The following is a 21,759-nucleotide window of genomic DNA, read 5'->3' as shown; positions in this document are numbered from 1 at the left end:
GCTATTTCAGTCTGTGGTCATGATACCGAATTATTCGACATCACAGAGATTTAATGCGCGTTTAAAGATATGTGGAACAAAAAAATAGACGCTGTACAAGCGTCTATTTTCTCTCTTACTGTCAGTAGCTCAATCTAACGACCAAGTTAACCGTCTAACTCTGTTCGTGATTATACTAGCTCTGTTCATGATTATAGATGTGCACATCGCGCTGAGGGAATGGAATGGTAATACCTTCCTCGTCGAATCGTTTCTTCACGGTTTCGGTCACATCCCAGTAAACATCCCAGTAATCGTCGGTTTTAACCCAAGGTCTTACCACGAAATCAACCGATGAAGTATTCAATGTATGAAGCTTGATCATATGCTCTGGTTTTTTCAGCACTTTAGGATGAGTGATAATGATGTCATTCAATACCGCCTTCGCTTTGTCGATATCATCGGAATAGCCAATACCAAACACCATATCTACACGACGAACCCGCTCCGCGGTAATGTTGTTAATCACATCGCCCCAGATTTTATTATTCGGAATGACTAAACGTTGGTTATCGATGGTCTGCACTGTCGTCGACACCAAGCTCATGTCTTTAACTGTACCTTGCACCCCAGCCACTTTGACCATATCGCCTACATCATATGGGCGGTAGATAAGGATCATAAGACCCGACGCGAAATTAGAGAGCGTATCTTGTAATGCAAAACCGATGATCACACCCGCAACACCAAAACCGGTCAGTAGTGGTGCGAGCTCAATACCAATCTGAGATAGCGCAATCAGCAAGCCGATGAACACCACCGCTTTTGATGCGATCGAGACAAAGAAGTCCTGCATCAAGACACTAAAGTCCATCTTAGAGTGAGAGACACTCTTTCGAACGGTTTTACGAGCAACTTTTGCTAACAGACTGGTTGCGTAGAGAATCCCCAGAAACAGCGCAAACTTAACCACAAACGATGGTGTATTCTCAAATGCCCACGAACCAAAGCTTCTCACCCAGCCTTCTAGCAAGTCACGAGCAACATTCCACTCCAATACATCGGCGTTAATGTCACCGGTTGTTGCCAGTAATACGCGCTTGAATGATGTCACATCGACCCCGTAAGGCTCCATCAGAGAGATGGTCTCTTCAAGGCTGGCGACCATCACACTCGTACGCTCACTAAAACGTTCCAACTCGCTGGTTATAGTCGCCTTTTCTTCGTCACCAACAAAGGCGAGACGTTTTTCTAAATCTTGACGCTGAGTATCTGTGTATAAAATGGCATTAGTCAGATATTCGGAGCGCGCAACGAGCGCCATTTTAAGCTTCTCTTTAGATGCAGCGACATCAATACCACGATCGCTTGACCAAGTGAGCGTTTTCGCCAACTGACGATAGTAATCATCCATCATGCCGATACGTTTCTGGACGCGCAGCTCAATGCTCTTTTTCGCTTCACCCTCTGTCGTTCTATTCTCCTTACTCAGAGTGACGATCTTAACTTCGTTCATTTCCAGAAGTTGCTCAAGCATCGTTACTTGTTGCCCAAGTACTTTGTCCACCAGCACCTTATTGTCGGAAGATAACTGAGTGAAAAGCTCATCACGTAATCCTTGGTTCTTACGCCTTAAAATATCTTCTAGAAAAGGCTTCTCAGCCTCATGAGCGGATTGTAGCTCACTTAATTCCACCATTAACTGATCTTGAGTTTCTGATATTTTCTCGATGCTTTCTGCAAAACTCACAGACGTTACCAGTGCCAACATCAACAATAGATATCGCCAAAAATTCATCATCCTTAACCTCTAATAAAGACCGAAAACCACTTTAAAGAATAGTAAAAAGAATATGAATAACAATTGTTTAAATAGAAATAATTCAAATCTCGCACAGAATTCCAAGAGAGTTCAAAAATTTGAGAGTTTCATTCTACGCGGATGACCTGTAGAGTAGCGACCAACAAAAAATGCGGCTCTATAACAAGCTATAATGGAAGTCGCTAAACCGTAAAATAACGAGTAATAAAGATGAATAACGAACTTGATATTATTGATTCTTTGGAAGAACTAGAGAAGTTTCTGATTGCCGTTGAGTCTGGCGGTCTAGGCCTAGAGGGTGTTGAAGGCGTTGGTATGGCAACCAACAATTCAGACGGTCGTCACTTCGTTGCTGTATTCAATAGCAGTCACCAACTCCTTCTTTCTCGCTGGATCACCGATGAGATTTTCGAAACGGGTAAAGATTTAGTGCGTAACGGCCCTCGCCGCACTCATTAATTCATCAAAAATCGACACATTAAAAATCGAAAGCCAGCCTAAGGGTTGGCTTTTTTTGTATCGTTCGCTTTTAAGCTTGTTCTCCATTCGTGGTTACTCTTTGCCCTACACCAGTCAAACCCATTCAACTTGTTACATTTGTTCTCAGCTTTAACGCGATTATGACTTGTCGGCAATTCATTTATTCACTACCCTAGTGCACACTATTTTATAATGTGCAGGAATCTACACTGTCTGTTTTACCCAACTACCATCAGACCCAGCAGCGCTCACTTTGGGCTTTAATACTTACCGGGCTAGTCATCATGACTTGCTTGGCTGTTGGTATATCTAAAGGTAAAACATTCCCACAGCCTGTACCTTCTATTACTAATGCCACCCAAGCTTCATCTTCTGTTGAAACTTCTTCAGAAGTGCAGTCGCTTTATAACAATGTTTTTGGACCCGAGGCTTCTCAGCCTTTGACCTCTCCTGATAAAAGCAGTTGTAGTCTCTCCAAAAACCTACCGTCTTTTTCAGCACCACTGACAGGATGGGTTCTTCCTCTCGCTTTTTTACTTGTTATTGCACTTGTTAGCGCACCGAGATCCTCTCGGATTCCAGCGAATCACGATCGAGCAGCAAGAACGGTTAAGCACCGCATTCACTTAGAGCATTGTATATTTAGAGAGTAGATAGAGGGCCTCTCACCCTTTTTATTTACTTTTTGGAGATACATTTGTGTACAGCACACGAACCCATAGCGTTGCTGATCGTTTAGCAGCCGCTACTCGCATATGCGTAAAATTTCTGGCTACGTTATTAATACTGTTGCCAATGGCTGCTTATGCTCAAAGCACAGGCTGGATCAGCGCACCTGAGCACCCACCCGTAAAAATGCGGATGATGTCGACAGGCGAACAATCAAACGACGGAAAGGTCATTCAAACTGTCCTTGATGTTGAGCTTTCTGAAGACTGGAAGACCTATTGGCGCAGCCCAGGTGAAGGTGGTATTCCGCCGAGCTGGGACTGGTCAGAGTCGAGTAATATCGAATCTGTCGAGTGGCATTGGCCCATTCCAAAATACTACGAGCAACTGGGTGTGATGACGCTCGGGTACAAAAAGCACGTTAGCTTCCCGGTGACGTTAACGCTAAAAGACCCGAGTCAACCCGCACTGTTTCGCGCCAAGTTGACGTTCCCATCATGTACAACCATCTGCGTGCTTCACGATTACGCAATTGAGCTACCTATTGATGGTCAATCACTCGCTCTTGATGAACAGGCAATGTTCTTGTTCAACCAAGGCATGAGTCGTGCGCCTAAGTCTGCTTACCACGTATCGAACGAGCAGTTGTTCTGGGACAAAACCAATCAGCAGCTTGTGGTTCAGCTCGACAATGATCAGGCATGGGACAAACCGCAAGTTTTGATTGATGGTGAATCTGTCATCGATGACTTTTTTGCTCAGCCAGCTCTGCATATCACAAACAACACCCTAACCGCAGTATTTGACGTTTCAAATTGGTTGGGTGAAGTCGACCTTACGGAGCGTGTCGTTAACGTAACCATCTCGGATACCAGCTTCGCAGAAGAGTTGTCTGCTACCATCGGCGCTCAGCCTATTGCGTATGAAAACACAACCCAAGGCTTCTGGGTCATGGTTGGGTTTGCGCTGATTGGAGGATTGATTCTCAACATTATGCCGTGTGTGCTGCCAGTGCTTGGGATGAAACTCAACAGCATTGTCCAGAATCAAGGGGCATCAAATAACCACATTCGGATCTCGTTTATAGCGTCAGCACTAGGGGTGATGACTTCATTTGCCCTACTTGCGACGGGGATGACGTTACTCAAACTGGGCGGCAATGCCGTTGGTTGGGGCATCCAATTTCAGAGTGTTTGGTTCATCGCATTGATGTTAATCATTACCCTACTGTTTTCACTCAACCTACTTAGTTTGTTTGAGCTTCAACTCCCCTCAGGAATGAGTACATGGATGGCGACACAGGGCGACAATTCGCACTCGGGTCATTTTGTGCAAGGCATGTTTGCTACGCTGCTGGCGACACCTTGTAGTGCTCCTTTCTTAGGGACGGCGGTTGCCTATGCTTTAGGCGCCAGCTACGTCGAACTTTGGGCTATTTTCTTAGCACTTGGTTTAGGGATGAGCTCCCCTTGGTTGGTATTTGCTCTGTTCCCAAGTTTGACACGACTCCTACCTAAGCCTGGCACCTGGATGAATAAAGTGAAGCTATTGTTTGGTTTCATGATGTTTGTAACCAGCCTTTGGTTAGCTAGCCTGCTTAAGCCATTTATCGGGTTATTTCCGACCATTGTTCTTTGCACGACGATGTTCATCGCTGTATTGATTTGGGTAGGAATGAAACTTGGACGTAAAGTAATGGCGCCTCTCTTAGCGATCACAACTGTACTGTCTGGTGTCGGCTTAATTGCCGGAAGCATGACGGCAGAGCGCTGGAGAACCCCTATCATTGACGATCTTCCATGGCAGCCGCTCGATGCTAAACAAATTCCAGCCTTGGTCGCTCAAGGTAAAACGGTATTTGTCGATGTCACCGCCGAGTGGTGTATCACCTGTAAAGCGAACAAGGTAGGCGTGATCTTGCAAGATCCTGTCTATGCTCACCTCCAACAACAAGACATGGTGCTGATGAAAGGCGATTGGACCACGCCAAGTGACCGCGTTACGGACTATTTGCAAAGTAACGGTCGCTACGGTGTTCCATTCAATATTGTTTACGGCCCTGATGCACCAAAAGGTATCGCACTGCCGGTCATCTTAAATAGCGACACGGTGGTTAATACTATCGAATCTGCGAGGTAAACAATTATGGCTCAACCCAAAACCAATGAAACGGAACAACTCGCTGAAAAGAAAGGCGGAATCAGTCAACGTATTAAACGCTGGAGCAAAGAGCTGCTATCCATCCTACTTATTGTCGGCATTATCTCTGCAGCAATGGATTTCTATCGCGCACAGTCTATGCCTAAAGGTGATGCGTTACCTATGGTGGGAACGACAATTCAAGGAGAACAAATCGATCTCCTAGAGCTGAGTAAGCAAGGGGAACCTGTGATTGTCTACTTCTGGGCAACTTGGTGTGGCGCGTGTAAGTTCGTCAGTCCAAGTGTCGATTGGTTAGCGAAATCTCACAATGTCGTCTCTGTCTCTTTGTCTTCCGGCTCCAACGAGCGAGTTTCGCGCTATATACAAGCTAAGGACTACAGCTTTGGTGTGCTCAACGATACTAACGGTCACATTGGCCGTGATTGGGCAATCAGCGTCACGCCGACCATTGCCATCATCAAAGATGGAGAAATCAAAAGTATTACAACGGGTGTCACCACACCTCTGGGAATTTGGTTACGCGCGGCCTTGGCGTAAACCACCTAACTGATAACAACGCCACTCTGACTAGACATGAAGAGTGGCCTCAAATAGAGAATCAATAATGAAGAAACATCTACTGGCTGGCGTTATCCTTAGTGCTTTATTTTCTACCACAGCACTCGCAGCATTAAGCTCTCAACAAGAGCAACAACTGGAAGAGATCAACACCTTTCTGAAAGAGAATCCAGAAACCATTTCTGGCCTACATACCAGCTTACAGCAATATCTAGCGGGTAAGGAGCAAGCAGAAAAGGCACAAGCTAACAGTCATGATTGGCTTTACAACAACCCTGCTCATCCAATCATGGGAAATCCAGACAGCAAAAACATCATCATCAACTTTACTGACTACAACTGTCCTTACTGTAAACGTCTAGAGAAGGCATTAGGTCAACTCGTCGAAGAGAATAACGACATTAAAGTGATTAATGTTTACATGTCATTCAAGCAGCAGAAACTCGATAAAATTGACACCAACTCTGCACTCTACGCGATGAATGTGTGGCAACAAAAGCCAGAAGCGTATAGTGAAGTTCATGATCTCCTTGTAGCAAAGAGCGGCTTACATACCACTCGTTCTTTGGAAGCGGTAGCGAAAAGAACAGGCACAGAAGACCTGTTGAAGTCGACACCTGAGCTGGATTCTGTTCTTACAACCAACCATCAAACATTTTCAGCGTTGGGTTTAACTGGGACACCGACAATGATCATTAATGGTCAGCTTCTTCCTGGATACATGCCTTATGACAGGCTTAAAGACGTCGTAGACCAAGCGTTTTAAGTCAGCATAAAAAATGGAAGCGAATTACGCTTCCATTTTTCGTCATCTCAATGAAATTAAAGTGGTTTCAAAGTGTCATCATTAGTCCACATAAATTTCATTTACTGCGACTAACTTAGAGAGTGTTGAGACAAAGAGCTCAACAAACATGCCTACTCTATGGCCACTGTCCTTTAACCGAGCTCTGCTCGGTTTTTTTTATCTATGATTTATCGGTGCTGTTTCATCTAATACAGTAAACGCGCAACTAAAGCACCAGGCTCTCGAAGCGCATCCACGTTGTAACTCAATACGTGCCCTTTCGAAGGTGATAAATAGCGACGACATTCATTGCCAAACGCGTCATATTGGATGGCTAACAGATCACCAGCGGTAACCTGCTGTAACAGCGTCACTTGAGGCAGTACAAAACCACCAATATCCGCTCGTATGGAGACAACACTGTCACCTGCGACCCAATCGATATCAGGTAAGGAAGAAGCTTCGCGGCTTTCATCCAACATGTCGTAGTAACTGAGGATATTGAATACGCCATCCACCGCACGCTGAATCATTTCTGGCTGGGTCACTTTACCCATTCCCACCTCAACGGTAATGCTTGGAATACCACTTCGGTTCCAAACCGTTTCCAAAATACCAGGATCACCGGGATCATTTAGAACACAATCAGGTCTCATTAGGCGTGCCATTTCAACACACTTTTCGATACGATAATCTGCGAATACATATAGTGGGTAAACCGCACCACGAGTTTGGGTATGAAGATCAACAGCAAACGTGGCATTGCGCTTCAATAAATGCTCCCATAACGATGCCACAAATCTTTCGGCCGCCAAACCATGAGCATCACCAGGAAATAGTCGGTTTAAGTTAGCAGGGCACGAACCGGGATCCGAGGACACAAAGTCACGGCTATGATTCAACAGGCCCGGTAGGTTAACGGTCGGTACAATCGTCACCGTTCCTTTCAACGTTTTACCGACAAGCTCACGAATGATCTGTTGCGCGGCAAGCACACCATTCAGCTCATCACCATGAATACCCGCAGTTATCATCAACTTGGGCCCGTCTTGGCTCCCTTTGAAAACAGACACAGGCATATTCTTAGGCTGACCAAGCCCATCACTGGTCACTTGAAACCAAAACTGGTGCTCTCCAACTGGGAGATCATCAACATTAAGAGAGGTAATTACCTGTCTTCCTTGTAATACATCTCCTAAGTACTCTGTTTTCATTCGGTTTCCCCGCCATTGCGCTTAATTTAATCCGTTTACCACAGGTTGAATCATAACCTAATCGATCCTCAGGACAACCTTTAATTCCATGAATGAATTGAGTCATAACAATAAGTTACCCTTCAATTTCCTCCTTTCGTTACAAACGAATAAAAAGTCAAAAACAGGCCAATAATCGACTATTCATTCACTATCAAAAATAAAAATGAAACAAAAGTGCAATGAAATTAATAACTAATAAAAAGTTCCCTATTCACGAAAATGTAATTTCTCAGAAATGAAAGCTTAATTTGTCTGCTCTAAATTAACCCCATCTCGAAAAGAACGAGCACTACGCTCACGGAATTTACAATACAAGGTAAGTGATTATGAAAAAGGCAGTTCTAGCTTCTGCAGTGGTAGCAGCACTAGTTTCAGGTTCATCTCTAGCAGCAACAGTTTACAGCTCTGACGGCACCGAACTTAAAATCGGTGGTCGCGCGGAATTCCGTGGTGACTTCATCGGTTCAGGTGGTGCAGAAGTTGAAGGCTCAATGGAAGACAAAACTCGCTTTCGTCTAAACCTAAAAGGTGAAACGCAATTAACTGATACAGCAACTGCGTTTGGCTTCTATGAAGCAGAGCAAGGCTCTGGCGACAGCACATTCAAAAACCGTTACATGTACGCTGGCGTTGACTTTGATGGCCAAGCTATCTCTTTCGGTCGTCAAGACATGGCATCGGTTATCGTTTCAGATTTCACCGATATCACTGAGTTCTCTGGTGTTCAGCAAGTGATCGATTCAGCTTCTGACAAAGAAGACGGCGTATTTGCATACCGCGGTGGCTTTGATGCACTTCAACTAGAAGCAACTTACAAAACAAACAGCGCAAAAGATTCTGATGGTTACGGTATCTCTGGTGTTTACTCACTGCCTATCGGTCTAGATCTTGGTCTAACTTACGCAGCTGAAGATTTGGGTGCTGGCGCAGGTAGCGCAAACCAAATTCTAGCGGGTGTTGCTTACTCTTTAGACAGCCTATACCTTGCAGCAACTTACTCAATGGGTGACCTAAACGACAAAGCAACGCTGACTGACGAAGAGTCGTTCACGGCTATGGAATTTGCGGCGCAATACAAGTTCACTAAACAAATCTCTGCAGCAGCGGTATACACATACCAAGAGAATGAACTAGCAAACGGCACTAAAGTTGATGCGGTAGACGGTATTGAATTGGCTGGTTACTACAAGTTCAACAGCAACTTCCGTACTTACCTATCGTACTACCTAAATGGTCTAGACGAAGTTAAGACTGCAGGTGTTGTAACTGAAGGTGAAGACACGCTTCGCCTAGGTGTACGCTACGATTTCTAATCTAGTATCCTAGACAGAATCTATAAAAGCTGAGTAATTACTCAGCTTTTTTTGTTTCCTTCAATTATTTCGACCAACTTCATCAACTCTTTTTCTGGTTTCATTGTTCTAAATACGTATCATACGTAAACCACATCAATGAACTAGAAACATTATGTCTCAACATCACCCGATTCAAGGCGCAAGCTGGATGCTTACCGCTGGCCTTGCATTCGCAATCATTAACAGCTTAACCCAAATCGCCAGTATCCATTTTGGACTCGCCTCCACGACAGTTGCTGTTATTCAATACGCCATCGCATTCTTTGCAATTCTTCCTTATTTGCAAACACTCGGGATCCGCAGAGCTCTACAGACCAACAACCTAAAAATGCACATCGCTCGTGTGTTCTTATCGGTTATTGGTATTCAGTTGTGGATATGGGCGCTCGCATACCCAGTACCGATTTGGCAAGGCATTGCACTTCTCATGACTTCTCCACTATTTGCGACAGTGGGTTCAGGTTTATTCTTAAAAGAGAATGTTGGTAAAGCACGCTGGGGCGCGACTCTTGCTGGTTTTGCTGGCGCGATGATCATCCTCGAACCATGGGCGGATGACTTTAGCTGGGCAACGCTATTGCCGGTAGGCGCCGCATTTTTCTGGGCATGTTACTCACTGATGGTGAAAAAGCTCTCATCTGACGATAGCCCTTCTACTATGGTGGTGTACCTGTTGTTACTCATTACACCATTTAACATGTTGTTGGCAGCCCCTGAATGGCAAATGCCGAGTGGCTTTAACATCTGGGCGATCCTTGTTGTTATTGGCGTGCTCACCGCGCTCGCACAATGGGCGATTGTAAAAGCGTATTCGGTTGCAGACGCGTCATTCGTTCAACCTTTTGATCACGCGAAACTGCCTTTGAATGTGCTCGCCGGTTGGATTGTATTTAGCTGGGTACCACCAGGGCGTCTCTGGCTTGGCGCGGCGATCATCATCGCTTCTGTTGCTTTCATTACCCATTGGGAAACCAAGAAAGAGCGTTAATTTCGTCTTACACTGTTTTACTTCTTTGTTACTCCGAAAACTGCGTATCAATTAGGAAGTGAAGATAAATTTAAATTTCTTTGAAAGAAAAATTAGAGCTTATCGTTCTATATTTACAAGAGATTTAAACGAGGATGTCACTATGAGCAAACCAATTAAAATTACCTTATATCGCTGGGGCGGAAGCTGGGGACCATTTAAAGTCAATATCCCTTGTGGTGAGTGTACCCTGACCAAAGATATTCTACAGGATACCTTCGATAATGAATTATCTGATGTCGACGTAGAGTTAGAGGTAAAAGATTGGTTGTCTCATTGGTGGGAGCCGTTGAAGTATGGCGCTTGGCATGCTCCGATCTTAGTCGTAGAAGGAAAAGTTGTTAGCCAAGGTGAAGCTCTAAACCGAGGTGTATTAGTGCAGTCTGTTATCAAAGAGTGGACTGAGCGCGATACCCTTAAAGGCAACATCGTTTATGGTAAAGCAACCTGCCCTTTCTGTGTAAAAGCTAAGAAAATGCTTGATGAAGCTGGCGTCGAATACCAGTATCACGATGTAGTAAAAGACAGCGCAGCACTGTACCGAATGATCCCAGAAGTTAAGGCACATATCGGACAAAAAACACCAGTCACCGTTCCACAAATTTGGCTAGACGGTCAATACATTGGTGGTGCTGATAATCTAGAAGCTTGGATGAAAGAGAAAGGACTAGATACCATTCCAAACAACGTAGTGGATCTTTCTAACCAATCCAATGGCTAAGGTTTAGTATCGAAAATCATCGCTCAGAATTTTGTGTCCATCCACAAAGAGACGTATCAACAGTGATTTCATTAAAACTGATGTTATGTTGAGTACGAAAAAGGGCTTAAGCATTTCGCTTAAGCCCTTTTAAAATCCTTTAGAACAATGACTAGTTTGCCATTTTCTTCATCATTCGTTTAACGAATGAAATTTTCTTCTGTTTTGGTTTGCCATGTAGCGCTTCGTGCATCATGTTTTTCGCTACAATATGACCCACGTAAACATTGCCTAATTCGTAACTCATAATAATCACCATACATGTAATAAATTTTCTTTATGTGGCAATTTTACACCTAACAACCCCAAAAACAAGACTTAAATCACATTTTTTAGTAATTAATTTACAAGATGTAACCTAGAGTCGACAACGGACACAAAAAAGCTCTACCGAAGTAGAGCTCATACAGGAACCAATTAAGCTGTCATCTAGCCTTATAAATAGGCCAGTTAATATCGAGTCGATTAGCTACGTTTAGGTTGACGGTATGTTTTGCCCGCTGTTTGGTAAGTTTCTTTCTGCTTAACACCAAACATCGAATCAAAGAACCACGCAGCGAATTTAATCAGATCGTCACCTTCATTCATTACATGCTCAACATACTCTTGCTCTTCACCCTGCTCATTTTCTTGCTGAGTCACATGGTAAATACGCTTCTCATTTTCTACTTCAGCCAGCGCAAATTGACCGCTCAATGATGCTGCGGCTTCCGCGACTTCAGCCTCTTCGCTGCTCTTTAGCAGTTCCAGAGCTTGAGGAAGTGTCTCAAGATCACAGATAGCCTTTACCAATGTTTCGAATTCTTTATGCTGCATGATTTATTTACCTATTAAATGAACTCGCACATTGTAAGAAACAGCGTCGCTAAACTCAATCATTACGATGCATACTGCTTTGAACCACTGCTCTTCTCAATACGGCGCTTGTTCGAAGCAAACAACACCAAGCCCATCACACTGCCTGATGCAATATAAAACCAGCCGAGCTGAACGTGAGTCGTTACCCAAGTTTCAACTAAGTAGCCGCCTAATAACCCGGCCAAGCACATCTGGATGGAACCAGAAAGTGCAGAAACGGCACCCGCTTGTTTTTTATGAGGCTCAAGAAGCATGCTGATCGATAAAGGAAAAGAGATACCTTGTGCAATGGCTAACCAAGTAAAGGCCCATACAAGATTAAAGATCGTTAGTTCACTCACCAGCAACCACGTACCTGCTGCAAAAATGATCGTTATTGCAGTTGCCATTAATTGCGTCGTTGAAAAACGTTTATTGAAGATATTCAGTAATACGCTCCCCATCATCAACCCTGCGGAAGGGACTATCATGAGTGAACCATAGTCGGCCGCACTCAATCCGAGTTGCTCTTGCATCAAAAATGGGAACAGAGACAAGGTCACTAGGCTTGCAAGATAACTCACCCAGTTATAGCTCGCGCTGCCGACGACTTGGCGATTCAACAACAAGCTTCCATAGTTCCTAATCACCCTTTTCCATTCAAATCGGCTTTTGCCATAAGGCAAGGTCTCTGGCAGCACAAAGTAGCCCAAGGTATAGATGGCTGATAAATAAATCAAAACAAACAGAAATACCGATTCCCAACCCAAGTGAAATGCTATCCACCCGCCAAATACAGGGGCAATGATTGGGATAATAGAAGCCGTTAGCGAAATATAAGAGAGTGCTTTGGTCAGTTGGCCTCCATCGTAGCTGTCTCTTAGCACGCTACGACCCAGTACCGAAGCACTACCAGCACCTAAGCCCTGTAATAGACGACCAAACTCCAATGCGCCAACACTGTCGGAAAAGGTAAAACAGATCACTGTACCAATCAGATAAACGCCTTGACCAAGTAAAAATATCGGCCGGCGACCGACTGCATCTGACATAGGACCGTAAAAGAGCTGAGATGCACCAAAACCCACCAAGAAGAGCGTAACAAGAAGTTGAACATCGACCTGAGAAATATTCAGATCCGATGAAATCAGTGGCAGTGATGGCAAGTAAATACTCACACCCACTTGCCCGGTCGCAATGATCATCATTGCAAGGAGCAGTGGCGTCTTTTTGAAGTCAGATGCGTTCAATATCGTTCCTTTTGATTCAATTTTATTCATATAATGAGTCTACATTCAAAGCTACGCGATGATAATTAGCCACTTTGGAATTAGATTAAGTCCTAATGGGAATGAATATGGATTGGATTCTTAACGTTAAGAGCTACATAAAAGTAGTCGAAGAAGGCAGTTTCAATGGTGCAGCAAGGGCGCTAAATACCACCAGCTCAGCAATAAGTAAGCGCGTTAATTGGCTAGAAGCTCGCATTGGCACACAGCTGCTAAAGCGCACAACTCGCTCTATTAGCCAGACAGAAGCGGGCGCACTGTTTTACACGCGCTCAAAGGCACAGTTGGAAAACTGGCAATCTATCGTAGACGAGACACGTTCCGTTAACCAAACCCCTGCAGGTCTGCTGAAAATCGGCGCCACCATTGCAGTTGGCTCCAAATTTCTAGTGCAGTATCTTGATGATTTCTTAGAAAAATACCCAGATATTAAGGTTCAACTGATCACCACAACACCTGGCCAAGTCCCTGAGCTTAGCCTAGATCTCGTGATTAGCCGCGAGTTGGAGCAACTCAACTCACTTGCTTTCAAAAAGTCACCTCTCTTTGAACATAAGGCGGGCTTTTATGCAGCCCCAAACTATCTAGAAAAGCACGGCACCCCACAAGACGTTTCAGAGTTAGGGAAACATAATTCCTTGGTGTGGGGAGAACGCCCTGATCGAGAGGTAAGACTCGCCACTGGTAAGCGGATAACGCTTAGAGGAAACTTTGCGACGACTAACCCAGAAGCTCTCTTTCATGCAGCGAAGCGAGGCATTGGTATTCTATTAACCAACGGCACCATCATCAAAGAGGAACTTAAACAGGGTAACTTGGTTCGTATTCTCCCAGACGTAACCGCGGATGAACTGATGGTTTATGCTTACTACCCTAGTCTCGACTACTCCCATACGTTGACCACACTCTTTTTAGACCACTTAAAAGAGCGATTAAGACAAGAGGGAAGCCCGCTCTACTAACCCTTGGTCATGTTGAACGATGAGTGAGAAAAGTTCTCAACGATATTTGAAATCTAATCAATAAGCGCCATACTAATCAATGTGCATATACTAAATTTAATAAGCAAATGGCTAGGGGGTGCATATGATATACGCCCATAAACGCACTGAAATTGAGCTCAAAACTGTCGGTCAACTTCTAGAATTAGATGGCTTAGACCTTCTCGAATCTGCCGTTTTGAGTCTACATAGTGCTTACGACACCGACTACACTAGCTTGGTTGAACGTAAGTACTTTCCCGATCAAATATCACCGATGATCATTGCCCACGATCATCGTATAAATCACGACAGAATTAATCCTTTGCATCGCCAGCTCTATCAAGAAGCTGTTCGTCATCGTCACCCAGATAGCAATGCTGCAAGACATATCGTTAACCTATTGCCGTCGGAAGCTTTTACCCAAGTCGTTAAAACTAATCATTTATTGGCAATACCAACCAAAACACCAAGCGGTGAAGTGATGGGAGTATTACTGTCATCTTTTAAGGAACCTTTAGATAACAACCTTCAACAACAGGTGATTCAACATCATCAGATCTTTGCCAATATCATGACTCATACCCTGAGAGAGATGTGGTTCAACGATCGATCAGAGCAGCTCGTCCACCAGCTCAGTTATGAAGTCTCTCACGACAGTCTTACTGGCCTACTCAATCGCTCATGTTTGGCGGACACATTAGAGTCGATTACTCAGCAAAGTCACCCTCCTTTCACCTTGGCAATTCTTGATATCGACAGCTTCAAAGCCATCAACGACATGCATGGCAACTACATTGGCGACAAGGTACTACAGAAATTGGCAGACATTCTCAAAGCAGTAGTGCCTGAGAAGAACCTAACATTCCGAACAGCTGGCAATGAATTTGCCTTCATTACCTATCACTCAGACCCTTTCAGTGTTTGCGACGCCATATTGAGGGAACTCAAACACAGCCGTATCGGTACGACACTGCAACTCGACTTCAACATCAGTATTGGGCTCGCCCGCTCACAAGATGGGATGAAAGATATCGAGCAACTCATTTTTAATACCAGCCTTGCTTTGAAAGCGTGTAAGCAGGCTGCGAATACCCGTGTTAAGTGCTACGACACACACCTCAGTGCGGCTTATCATCGTAAAGCAGAACTGGTCGCCGCATTAAAAACCGAGCTTTCTCAGCCCATCGACCCACGTTCAGAACAAGGTTTAACTGTTGTAGTTCAACCGATAGTAAGTGAGCAATCCCAACGGTGGGATTACTTTGAAGTGCTCGCTCGTTGGCACACGAACAAACACGGCAATATATCCCCTGTTGAGTTTATCGAAGTGGCTGAAGAGTCGGGGCTGATCGTTGAGCTAGGCGAAAGAGTTATAGAGCTCGCCTGTAGAGCAAAAGCGCTTTTAGAAAATGATCTTGGTTATCCGGTAAAGCTCGGCATCAACTGCTCAGCCCACGAACTGCATGACAGCCAACGCTATCTCAACTACTTAACCAAGATGATCAAACATTTTCGTTTCGATAAACGTGACTTTGTTATTGAACTGACAGAGACCGTATTACTATCCCCAACCGAAGAGACCAAGAACGTACTCAGTACTATGCGGCAACAAGGCTTTACCATCGCACTCGATGATTTTGGTACTGGGTACTCTAGTTTGAATTACATTCACAGCTACCCCATTGATTGCATCAAGATCGATGCAACCTTTATTAAGGGACTACTGACCAGTGACACCGCAGAGAGTGTCGTTTGGCTCATCGTTCAACTGGCGAATCGACTAGGTGTATCTTTAGTGGCTGAAGGGGTCGAGCATAAAGAACAGCTCGAAAAGTTGCATACGATGGGGTGCGATAAGATACAAGGCTTTCTCTTCTCTTGCCCTCTGCCCGCACGTGACATGATCGCCAAGATACAGGGTAGATCAAAAATCGAACTCACTGTTGATAGAGGTGAAATTGAATCGCAGCTAGAAAACGAAAGGTGACAAACAACACACTAGAAGCCGATCCTAGGCCCATAAAAATAAGCCGTGAATAACTCATTATTCACGGCTTATTTTTGAGTTTCATGCTGACCTAAAGGCTAGCCTGATCCGCTAACAATGCATCGGCTTTATCACGCAAAGCAAAGAACTCGGCTTTCTCTTTCTTAGGCACCGAGTTTGCCATCGGGATATTCGCTTTCATTGCGTCTACTGGGCGGCCACGTTCAATCAATTCATAGTGAAGGTGAGGACCAGTAACACGACCTGTTTTACCCGAGAGTCCAATACGCTGACCACGCGAAACTTGCTGGCCTTTACGCACCAAAATCTTACTCAAATGCAAGTAGCGCGTTTTGTAAGTGCTACTGTGTTGAATCACAACATAGTTACCCGCGTATGGGTGCTTGCGCGTCATGATAACAGTACCATCACCCGTCGATTGCACTGGCGTACCAATTGGTGTCGCGAAGTCGGTGCCGTTATGAGGTGAGACACGACCTGTTACTGGGTGCAGGCGTTTCGGGTTAAAACTCGAGCTTAAACGCCAGTTTCGGCTTACTGGGTAGCGCTGGAAAGCTCTCTGTAGGCTGTCGCCTTTGGCATCATAATATTGGCCGTCACTATGAAGATAAGCGGAGACTAAACGACCTCGATTAACGATCTTCACCGCTTCGATTTCACGCTTGCCTGTTGCAACGCCGTCCACATACTGAGCACGTTGTAATACCTCAAAGGTATCACCCGCGCGTAAGTCACGACTGAAGTTAAGCTTGTCTTTCAATAACGAAACCACTTGGTCAATCTCAACGCTGCTCAAACCAAGTTTGTTTGCCGATGTCGAGAAGCTTCCGTGAATAGCACCAACCATTGGCTTTTGCTTCCACTCACCAGGAATCGAGATATCTTCAAACTCATAACTGCCATCTTCAAGTCGACGATATACAACCTTATCAGCGACGTTGAAGCTTAACTCCATCTTCTCAAGGTTGTTTGTCTCTTCATTACGCCAAAAACGCAGTTGGTTACCTGGCTGAAGCGTATCAAGTGCTAAATAGTTTAAGTCCGTCTCCATAACACTCATCATCGACTGATAAGAGAAACCTAATTGAGTGAAGATACCACTCAAACTATCGCCAGTTTGAATCTGATACTCGAATGTCGGTGGCTCAATCACGTTGTGTGATGGAGAGAGGATTGACTCAATCACGGTTGAGTCTGGTAAGTTGAGTTCAATGGTTCCCGTTAAACTCGACTGAGATGAATTGATCGCCACGCCAATTAAGGCGAATACGGGCAATCCCAAAATGGTTATCTTTTTTACGGGCGAAAGCGCAGCAAACGGAGATGAAAATAGTTTTGAATACACGGTAAACAGGTCTTTCTACGATATAAAGACCATAGGATATGCTTTTCAAACGCATAAATCATCAATACATTGTCATAATATGACCGCAATCTTACTCGATCATGCTAAGTCATTGAGTTATTGTCGCCGAACTCTCCAGTATCTATTCACTGCGGAAATAAAAAAGCAGAGACATTACTGCCTCTGCTTTATCATCCAGTTTAAAGAGTCAATCGCGGCTATGCGTTTGCCGTCGACACTAAGCAGTTATCTTCGCCAAACTCATTCGGGATATAGCGATCAGCATTGGCATCATTAACCCATTGTTGATCATCCACTAGGTAGCGGAATTGAAACTCCCCATCCTTTGGTAGACGTGTTTTGAACTTGTAGACCTTTCCTTTTGCCAGTTTCTTCATCGGCGTAGCCTTCCAGTCCAAGAAATCAGCGACAATAGACACTGAATTCGCTTCTTGAGCCTCTAGCTCAAAGGTCACTTCTACTTCATCTTTGGTTTTAAAAAAGCGTTTGTTAATCATTCGCAAGCTCCATTTGTAAAAATTGTCCAACACAAAACCAATTTTGTGTCTAAATTTCAGTCAACTATCTAAGATAATATGTAATTTGGCTCACATAAACAACAAAACAATGCACTATTAAAACCTTTAATGCAGTTCAATTGATTGCTTATTTACTCTAAAGCTCAACATCACTTTCTCGTCAGGAGCCTCTGAGTAAGATTGCTGGGTACTATGTTGATTGAAGCTCACCAAACCCTGATAGCTATTTCGCGCTTCAGCATCAGTAACGTCCAACGTTTCTAATTGAATACGATCACCCAATAACAGCTCATCGACTAATACGACTCGGCTACGCGTTTTATCAAACTTAAACAGGGCCAAGTAATGAAACACGCCAGAGCCTTGGTTAGAAACCCACATTGGTGCGACAAACATTTGGTGTTGTTCAATGGTAAAAGCGACGATCTTATCGGTCGCGACTTGCACGGTTCCGCGCTCTGCACCTGAATCATATCGACCAGAAGCGATGTGCTTGGAGTCCATATACTCGTCAATAAAAGCGAATGCTTGGGTTTCCGGCACTTTAATCGTCCAAGGGTTTGTGGCCTTTAGGTCAAACACCAGTTCAACCACAGGATCGTAGCTCACCTGAGACGAAGGGAACTTGGCTAGTATCTCCTCATCGGTCAAACTAAAGCGATATAGCCCCGCTACAATCACAACCACCAGCATCACTATCGGGATTAGCAGGATCAGCGGAATCGGTAAAATTTTCTTTTTCATGAACTTCTATTCTTTGATTTTCATCGACTTGTGCAGACCTTAAATGGCTTTAGTATAATTAGCAATATGAGCTTAACCAGAAAGCGAGTTGTGCATGAATACAAACAGTGCGAATGAGAAAGCTGTAAGAAGTTGTGAATGTCGTTGTGGTGCTACCAGCTTAGTTTGCCGTGGTGAACCACTTAGAACGGCGGTATGCCACTGCTACGAATGCCAAAAGAGAACCGGCAGTGTGTTTGGCGTGCAGGCTCGATTTGCCAGCGAACAAGTGACCCTAAGTGGAGAAGTCACCAGCTTTTCGCGCATTAGCGATAGTGGCAACGAAGTTCACTATCAATTCTGTCCAAAATGCGGCACTACCATGTTATTGCAAACTACAGGTGCTCCGGATGCTCTCATTGTCCCCCTTGGTCTATTCAAAGAGCGGGATTTCCCTATTCCAAGCTTTTCCGTTTATGAAGAGCGCAAACACGGCTGGGTGAAGTTTGATTGTGAAATGGAACGCTTTAACTAAATCGCTATTGATTGCCTAAGATCAAACTCTCTCTGTGGACAACGCTAGCGTTAGATTTTGCTAGCGTTATAATCCGCCCCTTCTTTTCTTCATCAGGCCACGCACATGATCTCTAAACTCCCTCGCTGGATTGAATATGGTGCACTTTTACTTGCCGGGCTAGCGGGCAGTGTTAACGCAATTGGCCTGCTTGGGTTCCAACATCAAGCGATTTCACACCTCTCTGGCACCATCTCACTGCTGGGTAGTAGCCTACTCACCCCATCGTTAATCTCTTGGCACCTAATTCTGATCATTGTCAGCTTTATGCTAGGTGCAGCATTCAGTGGATTCTTTATAGAAAATCAAGCGCTCAAGCTAGGGCGACGTTATGGTGTCGCACTCTGTATTGAAGGGGCACTGCTATTTACAGCGTTGTGGGCACTACTTAACGGCTATGCTTATGGTCAATACTTCGCGTCAGCGGCGTGTGGACTACAAAATGCAATGATCACGACTTATAGTGGCGCCATCATTCGCACTACCCACATGAGCGGTATTATTACTGACCTTGGTATTATGATTGGTGCACGCTTAAAAGGTACGCCCTTCGATCGCCGTAAGGCCAAGCTGCTACTTTTTATCGTCATCGGCTTCTTATCAGGCGGTTTGGTGGGCGCTTGCCTATTTCAAAAATTCGAGATTACTGCATTAGCCTTTCCAGCTTCTTTTGCCTTTGTGATCGCGTTTGTCTACTGGCTATACCTCTACCGCCAAACGAATAAGCTAGATATTTTATAAAAAACTAGCAACATAACGAAAACAAAAGTAACATCTGCGAAACTTTATACTAGACTTTCTGTCAATGGCAGCATGCAGGTGGTGAATATTTACCGATCTACGATGAATAGTATTGCAAGTTCACATAATACTATGTAGTCTTGCCGCCAATGAAAGAATACGGATGTTTAGTGCATAAAAATGCCAAGGATGTGGCTTTTTACGAGTAGATATACGAGAACTATACAATGTCTAACAACATGAACACTGCAAATACTGAAAAATCAAAAAGCAGTTTCTGGATTTTCTTAATCCCATCGCTCATCGGTTTATTCTTATTCATGGCGCCTATCAGCTATGAAGGTGACCTAACCATTCCAGTTGCAATCCTTGCAAAGTCCATCCAAGCCGTATTTGGTGATGTGTTGGTACCTGCAATCACTGCGATTGTTGCGTTCATGGCGCTCGCGTCCATTTGCACTAAACTTTTCAAGCCTGCGTTTATTCAATCTAGCCCATTCTTAAACGGCCTATTCAACCCTTCTCCATTATGGCTAGCAGTACGTGTTATCGGTGGTGCAGCTGCAGTGATGACCTTCTTCCAAGTTGGTCCAATGGCAGTATGGGAAGAGAATACAGGTGGACTAGTACTTGAAGGCCTACTGCCAACGCTATTCTCTGTTTTCATCTTTGCGGGTCTTCTGCTTCCACTGCTTCTTAACTTCGGTCTACTAGAGCTATTTGGCACACTATTAAGTAAAGTGATGCGCCCGATCTTCAACCTACCAGGCCGTAGTGCGATCGATTGTATGGCATCTTGGTTGGGTGACGGCAGTGTTGGTATCTTATTAACCAGCAAGCAGTACGAAAACAAATTCTACACTCAGCGTGAAGCTGCGGTAGTTGGTACTACATTCTCAGCAGTTTCTATTACATTCAGCCTTGTGGTTATCGCGCAGGTAGAACTAGAGCACCTGTTCCTACCTTTCTATGCTGCGATCTGTCTAGCTGGTTTTGTTGCTGCGGTTGTGATTCCTCGCTTACCACCATTAAGCATGAAAAAAGACACATTTATTGATGGTTCTAAACCACAAGAAGATGCTGACGCTATCCCAGCGGGTCACAGCACGTTTTCTTGGGGTCTTGAGCTAGCTGTTAGCAAAGCATCTCAAGTAAAGTCAGCTAAAGGTGTCTTTGGTGAAGGTGTTCGCAACGCAGTAGATATGGTGTTTGGCGTACTTCCAGTTGTAATGGGTCTAGGTACCATTGCTCTGATCATCGCTGAGTACACGTCTATCTTTGCTATTTTGGGTCAACCTTTCATTCCGTTCCTAGAGCTACTAGGTGTACCAGAAGCGGTTGCTGCATCTGAAACTATCGTTGTTGGTTTTGCGGATATGTTTATCCCTGCCATTCTTGCTGCCTCTATTGATAACGAAATGACACGTTTCGTGATTGCAGCGATGTCGGTAACACAGCTTATCTACATGTCAGAGGTTGGTGCATTGCTACTTGGAAGTAAGATCCCAGTTAACATTTTTGAACTGTTTATCATCTTCATTCTTCGTACATTGATTACCCTTCCAGTTATCGCAGGCGTAGCGCATTTGATATTTTAATTACGCTTGATGCAAAGATATTCAAAGCCTCACTTAATGTGAGGCTTTTTTATTTCCCCACCTATATAAAACCCCTTGTATATTATTTAAGCACTCACATCATTTATAAATTAAATTATATTGATAAGTATTAAAAATATCTGAGTAACCCACTGTTCAACCGACATTCAACAAGAGCCCAAGCCTTATGCATCATAGGTGCGCAAACGATTAATATGCTTTCAATACAAGTCTATGAACTTTAATGGGAAATATATAAATAAACA

Annotated in this window: 20 protein-coding genes; 12 read left to right on the top strand and 8 right to left on the bottom strand. The window is 44.2% G+C overall.

All coding sequences use genetic code 11. The annotated features are described in order from the left end of the window. Nucleotides 1-175 precede the first annotated feature (175 nt). A complete protein-coding gene (locus tag L1D60_RS03090; RefSeq protein ID WP_239839690.1) occupies nucleotides 176-1,780 on the bottom strand; it encodes a mechanosensitive ion channel family protein in 1,605 nt (534 codons plus the stop codon). A 231-nt stretch (nucleotides 1,781-2,011) separates the two neighbouring features. Between L1D60_RS03090 and L1D60_RS03085 the strand changes: the two genes are divergently transcribed. From L1D60_RS03085 to L1D60_RS03070, 4 genes are all read left to right on the top strand, one after another. Then, nucleotides 2,012-2,260 (top strand): hypothetical protein, encoded by a 249-nt coding sequence (locus L1D60_RS03085; protein WP_239839689.1) that lies wholly within the window; start codon nucleotides 2,012-2,014, stop codon nucleotides 2,258-2,260. 816 nt (nucleotides 2,261-3,076) lie between these two features. Further along, entirely contained in the window at nucleotides 3,077-5,089 is a 2,013-nt protein-coding gene (locus L1D60_RS03080; protein ID WP_239840437.1) for a protein-disulfide reductase DsbD domain-containing protein, read from the top strand. Between the two features lie 6 nt (nucleotides 5,090-5,095). Next, nucleotides 5,096-5,650, top strand: coding sequence for a protein disulfide oxidoreductase (locus L1D60_RS03075; protein WP_239839688.1), 555 nt, complete (start codon nucleotides 5,096-5,098; stop codon nucleotides 5,648-5,650). A 67-nt stretch (nucleotides 5,651-5,717) separates the two neighbouring features. Continuing rightward, nucleotides 5,718-6,437 carry a DsbA family protein gene (locus L1D60_RS03070; RefSeq protein WP_239839687.1) on the top strand — a complete coding sequence of 240 codons (720 nt, stop codon included), beginning with the start codon at nucleotides 5,718-5,720 and terminating at the stop codon, nucleotides 6,435-6,437. Between the two features lie 227 nt (nucleotides 6,438-6,664). Here the strand turns inward: L1D60_RS03070 and L1D60_RS03065 are convergent, their stop codons facing one another. Next, nucleotides 6,665-7,672 carry a succinylglutamate desuccinylase/aspartoacylase family protein gene (locus tag L1D60_RS03065; protein ID WP_239839686.1) on the bottom strand — a complete coding sequence of 336 codons (1,008 nt, stop codon included), beginning with the start codon at nucleotides 7,670-7,672 and terminating at the stop codon, nucleotides 6,665-6,667. 368 nt (nucleotides 7,673-8,040) lie between these two features. Between L1D60_RS03065 and L1D60_RS03060 the strand changes: the two genes are divergently transcribed. The 3 genes from L1D60_RS03060 to L1D60_RS03050 all read left to right on the top strand — a co-directional run bounded on the left by L1D60_RS03060 (nucleotide 8,041) and on the right by L1D60_RS03050 (nucleotide 10,817). Next, complete coding sequence (locus L1D60_RS03060) at nucleotides 8,041-9,027, top strand: porin (protein WP_239839685.1); 987 nt, start codon at nucleotides 8,041-8,043, stop codon at nucleotides 9,025-9,027. Between the two features lie 154 nt (nucleotides 9,028-9,181). Further along, nucleotides 9,182-10,057 carry a DMT family transporter gene (locus L1D60_RS03055; protein WP_239839684.1) on the top strand — a complete coding sequence of 292 codons (876 nt, stop codon included), beginning with the start codon at nucleotides 9,182-9,184 and terminating at the stop codon, nucleotides 10,055-10,057. A 142-nt stretch (nucleotides 10,058-10,199) separates the two neighbouring features. After that, the gene (locus L1D60_RS03050; RefSeq protein ID WP_239839683.1) at nucleotides 10,200-10,817 is read left to right on the top strand and encodes a glutaredoxin; all 618 of its coding nucleotides are present in this window, start codon (nucleotides 10,200-10,202) and stop codon (nucleotides 10,815-10,817) included. 151 nt (nucleotides 10,818-10,968) lie between these two features. On the opposite strand, the gene L1D60_RS23520 is transcribed toward L1D60_RS03050, so the two are convergent. The 3 genes from L1D60_RS23520 to L1D60_RS03040 form a co-directional block, all read right to left on the bottom strand. Beyond that, nucleotides 10,969-11,103, bottom strand: coding sequence for a hypothetical protein (locus L1D60_RS23520; protein WP_255232076.1), 135 nt, complete (start codon nucleotides 11,101-11,103; stop codon nucleotides 10,969-10,971). Between the two features lie 218 nt (nucleotides 11,104-11,321). Beyond that, nucleotides 11,322-11,672, bottom strand: coding sequence for a hypothetical protein (locus L1D60_RS03045; RefSeq protein ID WP_239839682.1), 351 nt, complete (start codon nucleotides 11,670-11,672; stop codon nucleotides 11,322-11,324). Between the two features lie 62 nt (nucleotides 11,673-11,734). Further along, nucleotides 11,735-12,943, bottom strand: a complete 1,209-nt coding sequence (locus L1D60_RS03040) for a multidrug effflux MFS transporter (RefSeq protein WP_239840436.1) — start codon at nucleotides 12,941-12,943, stop codon at nucleotides 11,735-11,737. A gap of 107 nt (nucleotides 12,944-13,050) precedes the next feature. Between L1D60_RS03040 and L1D60_RS03035 the strand changes: the two genes are divergently transcribed. Both L1D60_RS03035 and L1D60_RS03030 read left to right on the top strand, forming a co-directional pair. Then, entirely contained in the window at nucleotides 13,051-13,944 is an 894-nt protein-coding gene (locus tag L1D60_RS03035; RefSeq protein ID WP_239839681.1) for a LysR family transcriptional regulator, read from the top strand. Between the two features lie 124 nt (nucleotides 13,945-14,068). Further along, on the top strand, nucleotides 14,069-15,952 hold the full coding sequence (locus L1D60_RS03030) for a GGDEF domain-containing phosphodiesterase (RefSeq protein WP_239839680.1): 1,884 nt from the start codon (nucleotides 14,069-14,071) through the stop codon (nucleotides 15,950-15,952). 91 nt (nucleotides 15,953-16,043) lie between these two features. Here L1D60_RS03030 and L1D60_RS03025 read toward each other — a convergent pair whose 3' ends face one another. From L1D60_RS03025 to L1D60_RS03015, 3 genes are all read right to left on the bottom strand, one after another. After that, nucleotides 16,044-17,318, bottom strand: coding sequence for a peptidoglycan DD-metalloendopeptidase family protein (locus tag L1D60_RS03025; protein ID WP_239839679.1), 1,275 nt, complete (start codon nucleotides 17,316-17,318; stop codon nucleotides 16,044-16,046). Between the two features lie 218 nt (nucleotides 17,319-17,536). Then, entirely contained in the window at nucleotides 17,537-17,836 is a 300-nt protein-coding gene (locus tag L1D60_RS03020) for an isoamylase early set domain-containing protein (protein WP_102398393.1), read from the bottom strand. Nucleotides 17,837-17,962: 126 nt separating this feature from the next. Continuing rightward, nucleotides 17,963-18,601 (bottom strand): hypothetical protein, encoded by a 639-nt coding sequence (locus tag L1D60_RS03015; protein ID WP_239839678.1) that lies wholly within the window; start codon nucleotides 18,599-18,601, stop codon nucleotides 17,963-17,965. Nucleotides 18,602-18,695: 94 nt separating this feature from the next. Between L1D60_RS03015 and L1D60_RS03010 the strand changes: the two genes are divergently transcribed. The 3 genes from L1D60_RS03010 (at nucleotide 18,696) to L1D60_RS03000 (ending at nucleotide 21,493) form a co-directional block, all read left to right on the top strand. After that, complete coding sequence (locus tag L1D60_RS03010) at nucleotides 18,696-19,115, top strand: GFA family protein (RefSeq protein ID WP_084181840.1); 420 nt, start codon at nucleotides 18,696-18,698, stop codon at nucleotides 19,113-19,115. A 105-nt stretch (nucleotides 19,116-19,220) separates the two neighbouring features. Further along, nucleotides 19,221-19,895 carry a YoaK family protein gene (locus tag L1D60_RS03005; RefSeq protein WP_239839677.1) on the top strand — a complete coding sequence of 225 codons (675 nt, stop codon included), beginning with the start codon at nucleotides 19,221-19,223 and terminating at the stop codon, nucleotides 19,893-19,895. Between the two features lie 227 nt (nucleotides 19,896-20,122). Further along, nucleotides 20,123-21,493, top strand: a complete 1,371-nt coding sequence (locus L1D60_RS03000) for a YjiH family protein (RefSeq protein WP_239839676.1) — start codon at nucleotides 20,123-20,125, stop codon at nucleotides 21,491-21,493. The last annotated feature ends 266 nt before the right edge of the window (nucleotides 21,494-21,759 follow it).

The organism is Vibrio sp. Isolate30, from assembly GCF_022397975.1.
GTDB classification, from domain to species: domain Bacteria; phylum Pseudomonadota; class Gammaproteobacteria; order Enterobacterales; family Vibrionaceae; genus Vibrio; species Vibrio fortis.
This window is presented reverse-complemented; position numbering and strand designations above follow the sequence as displayed.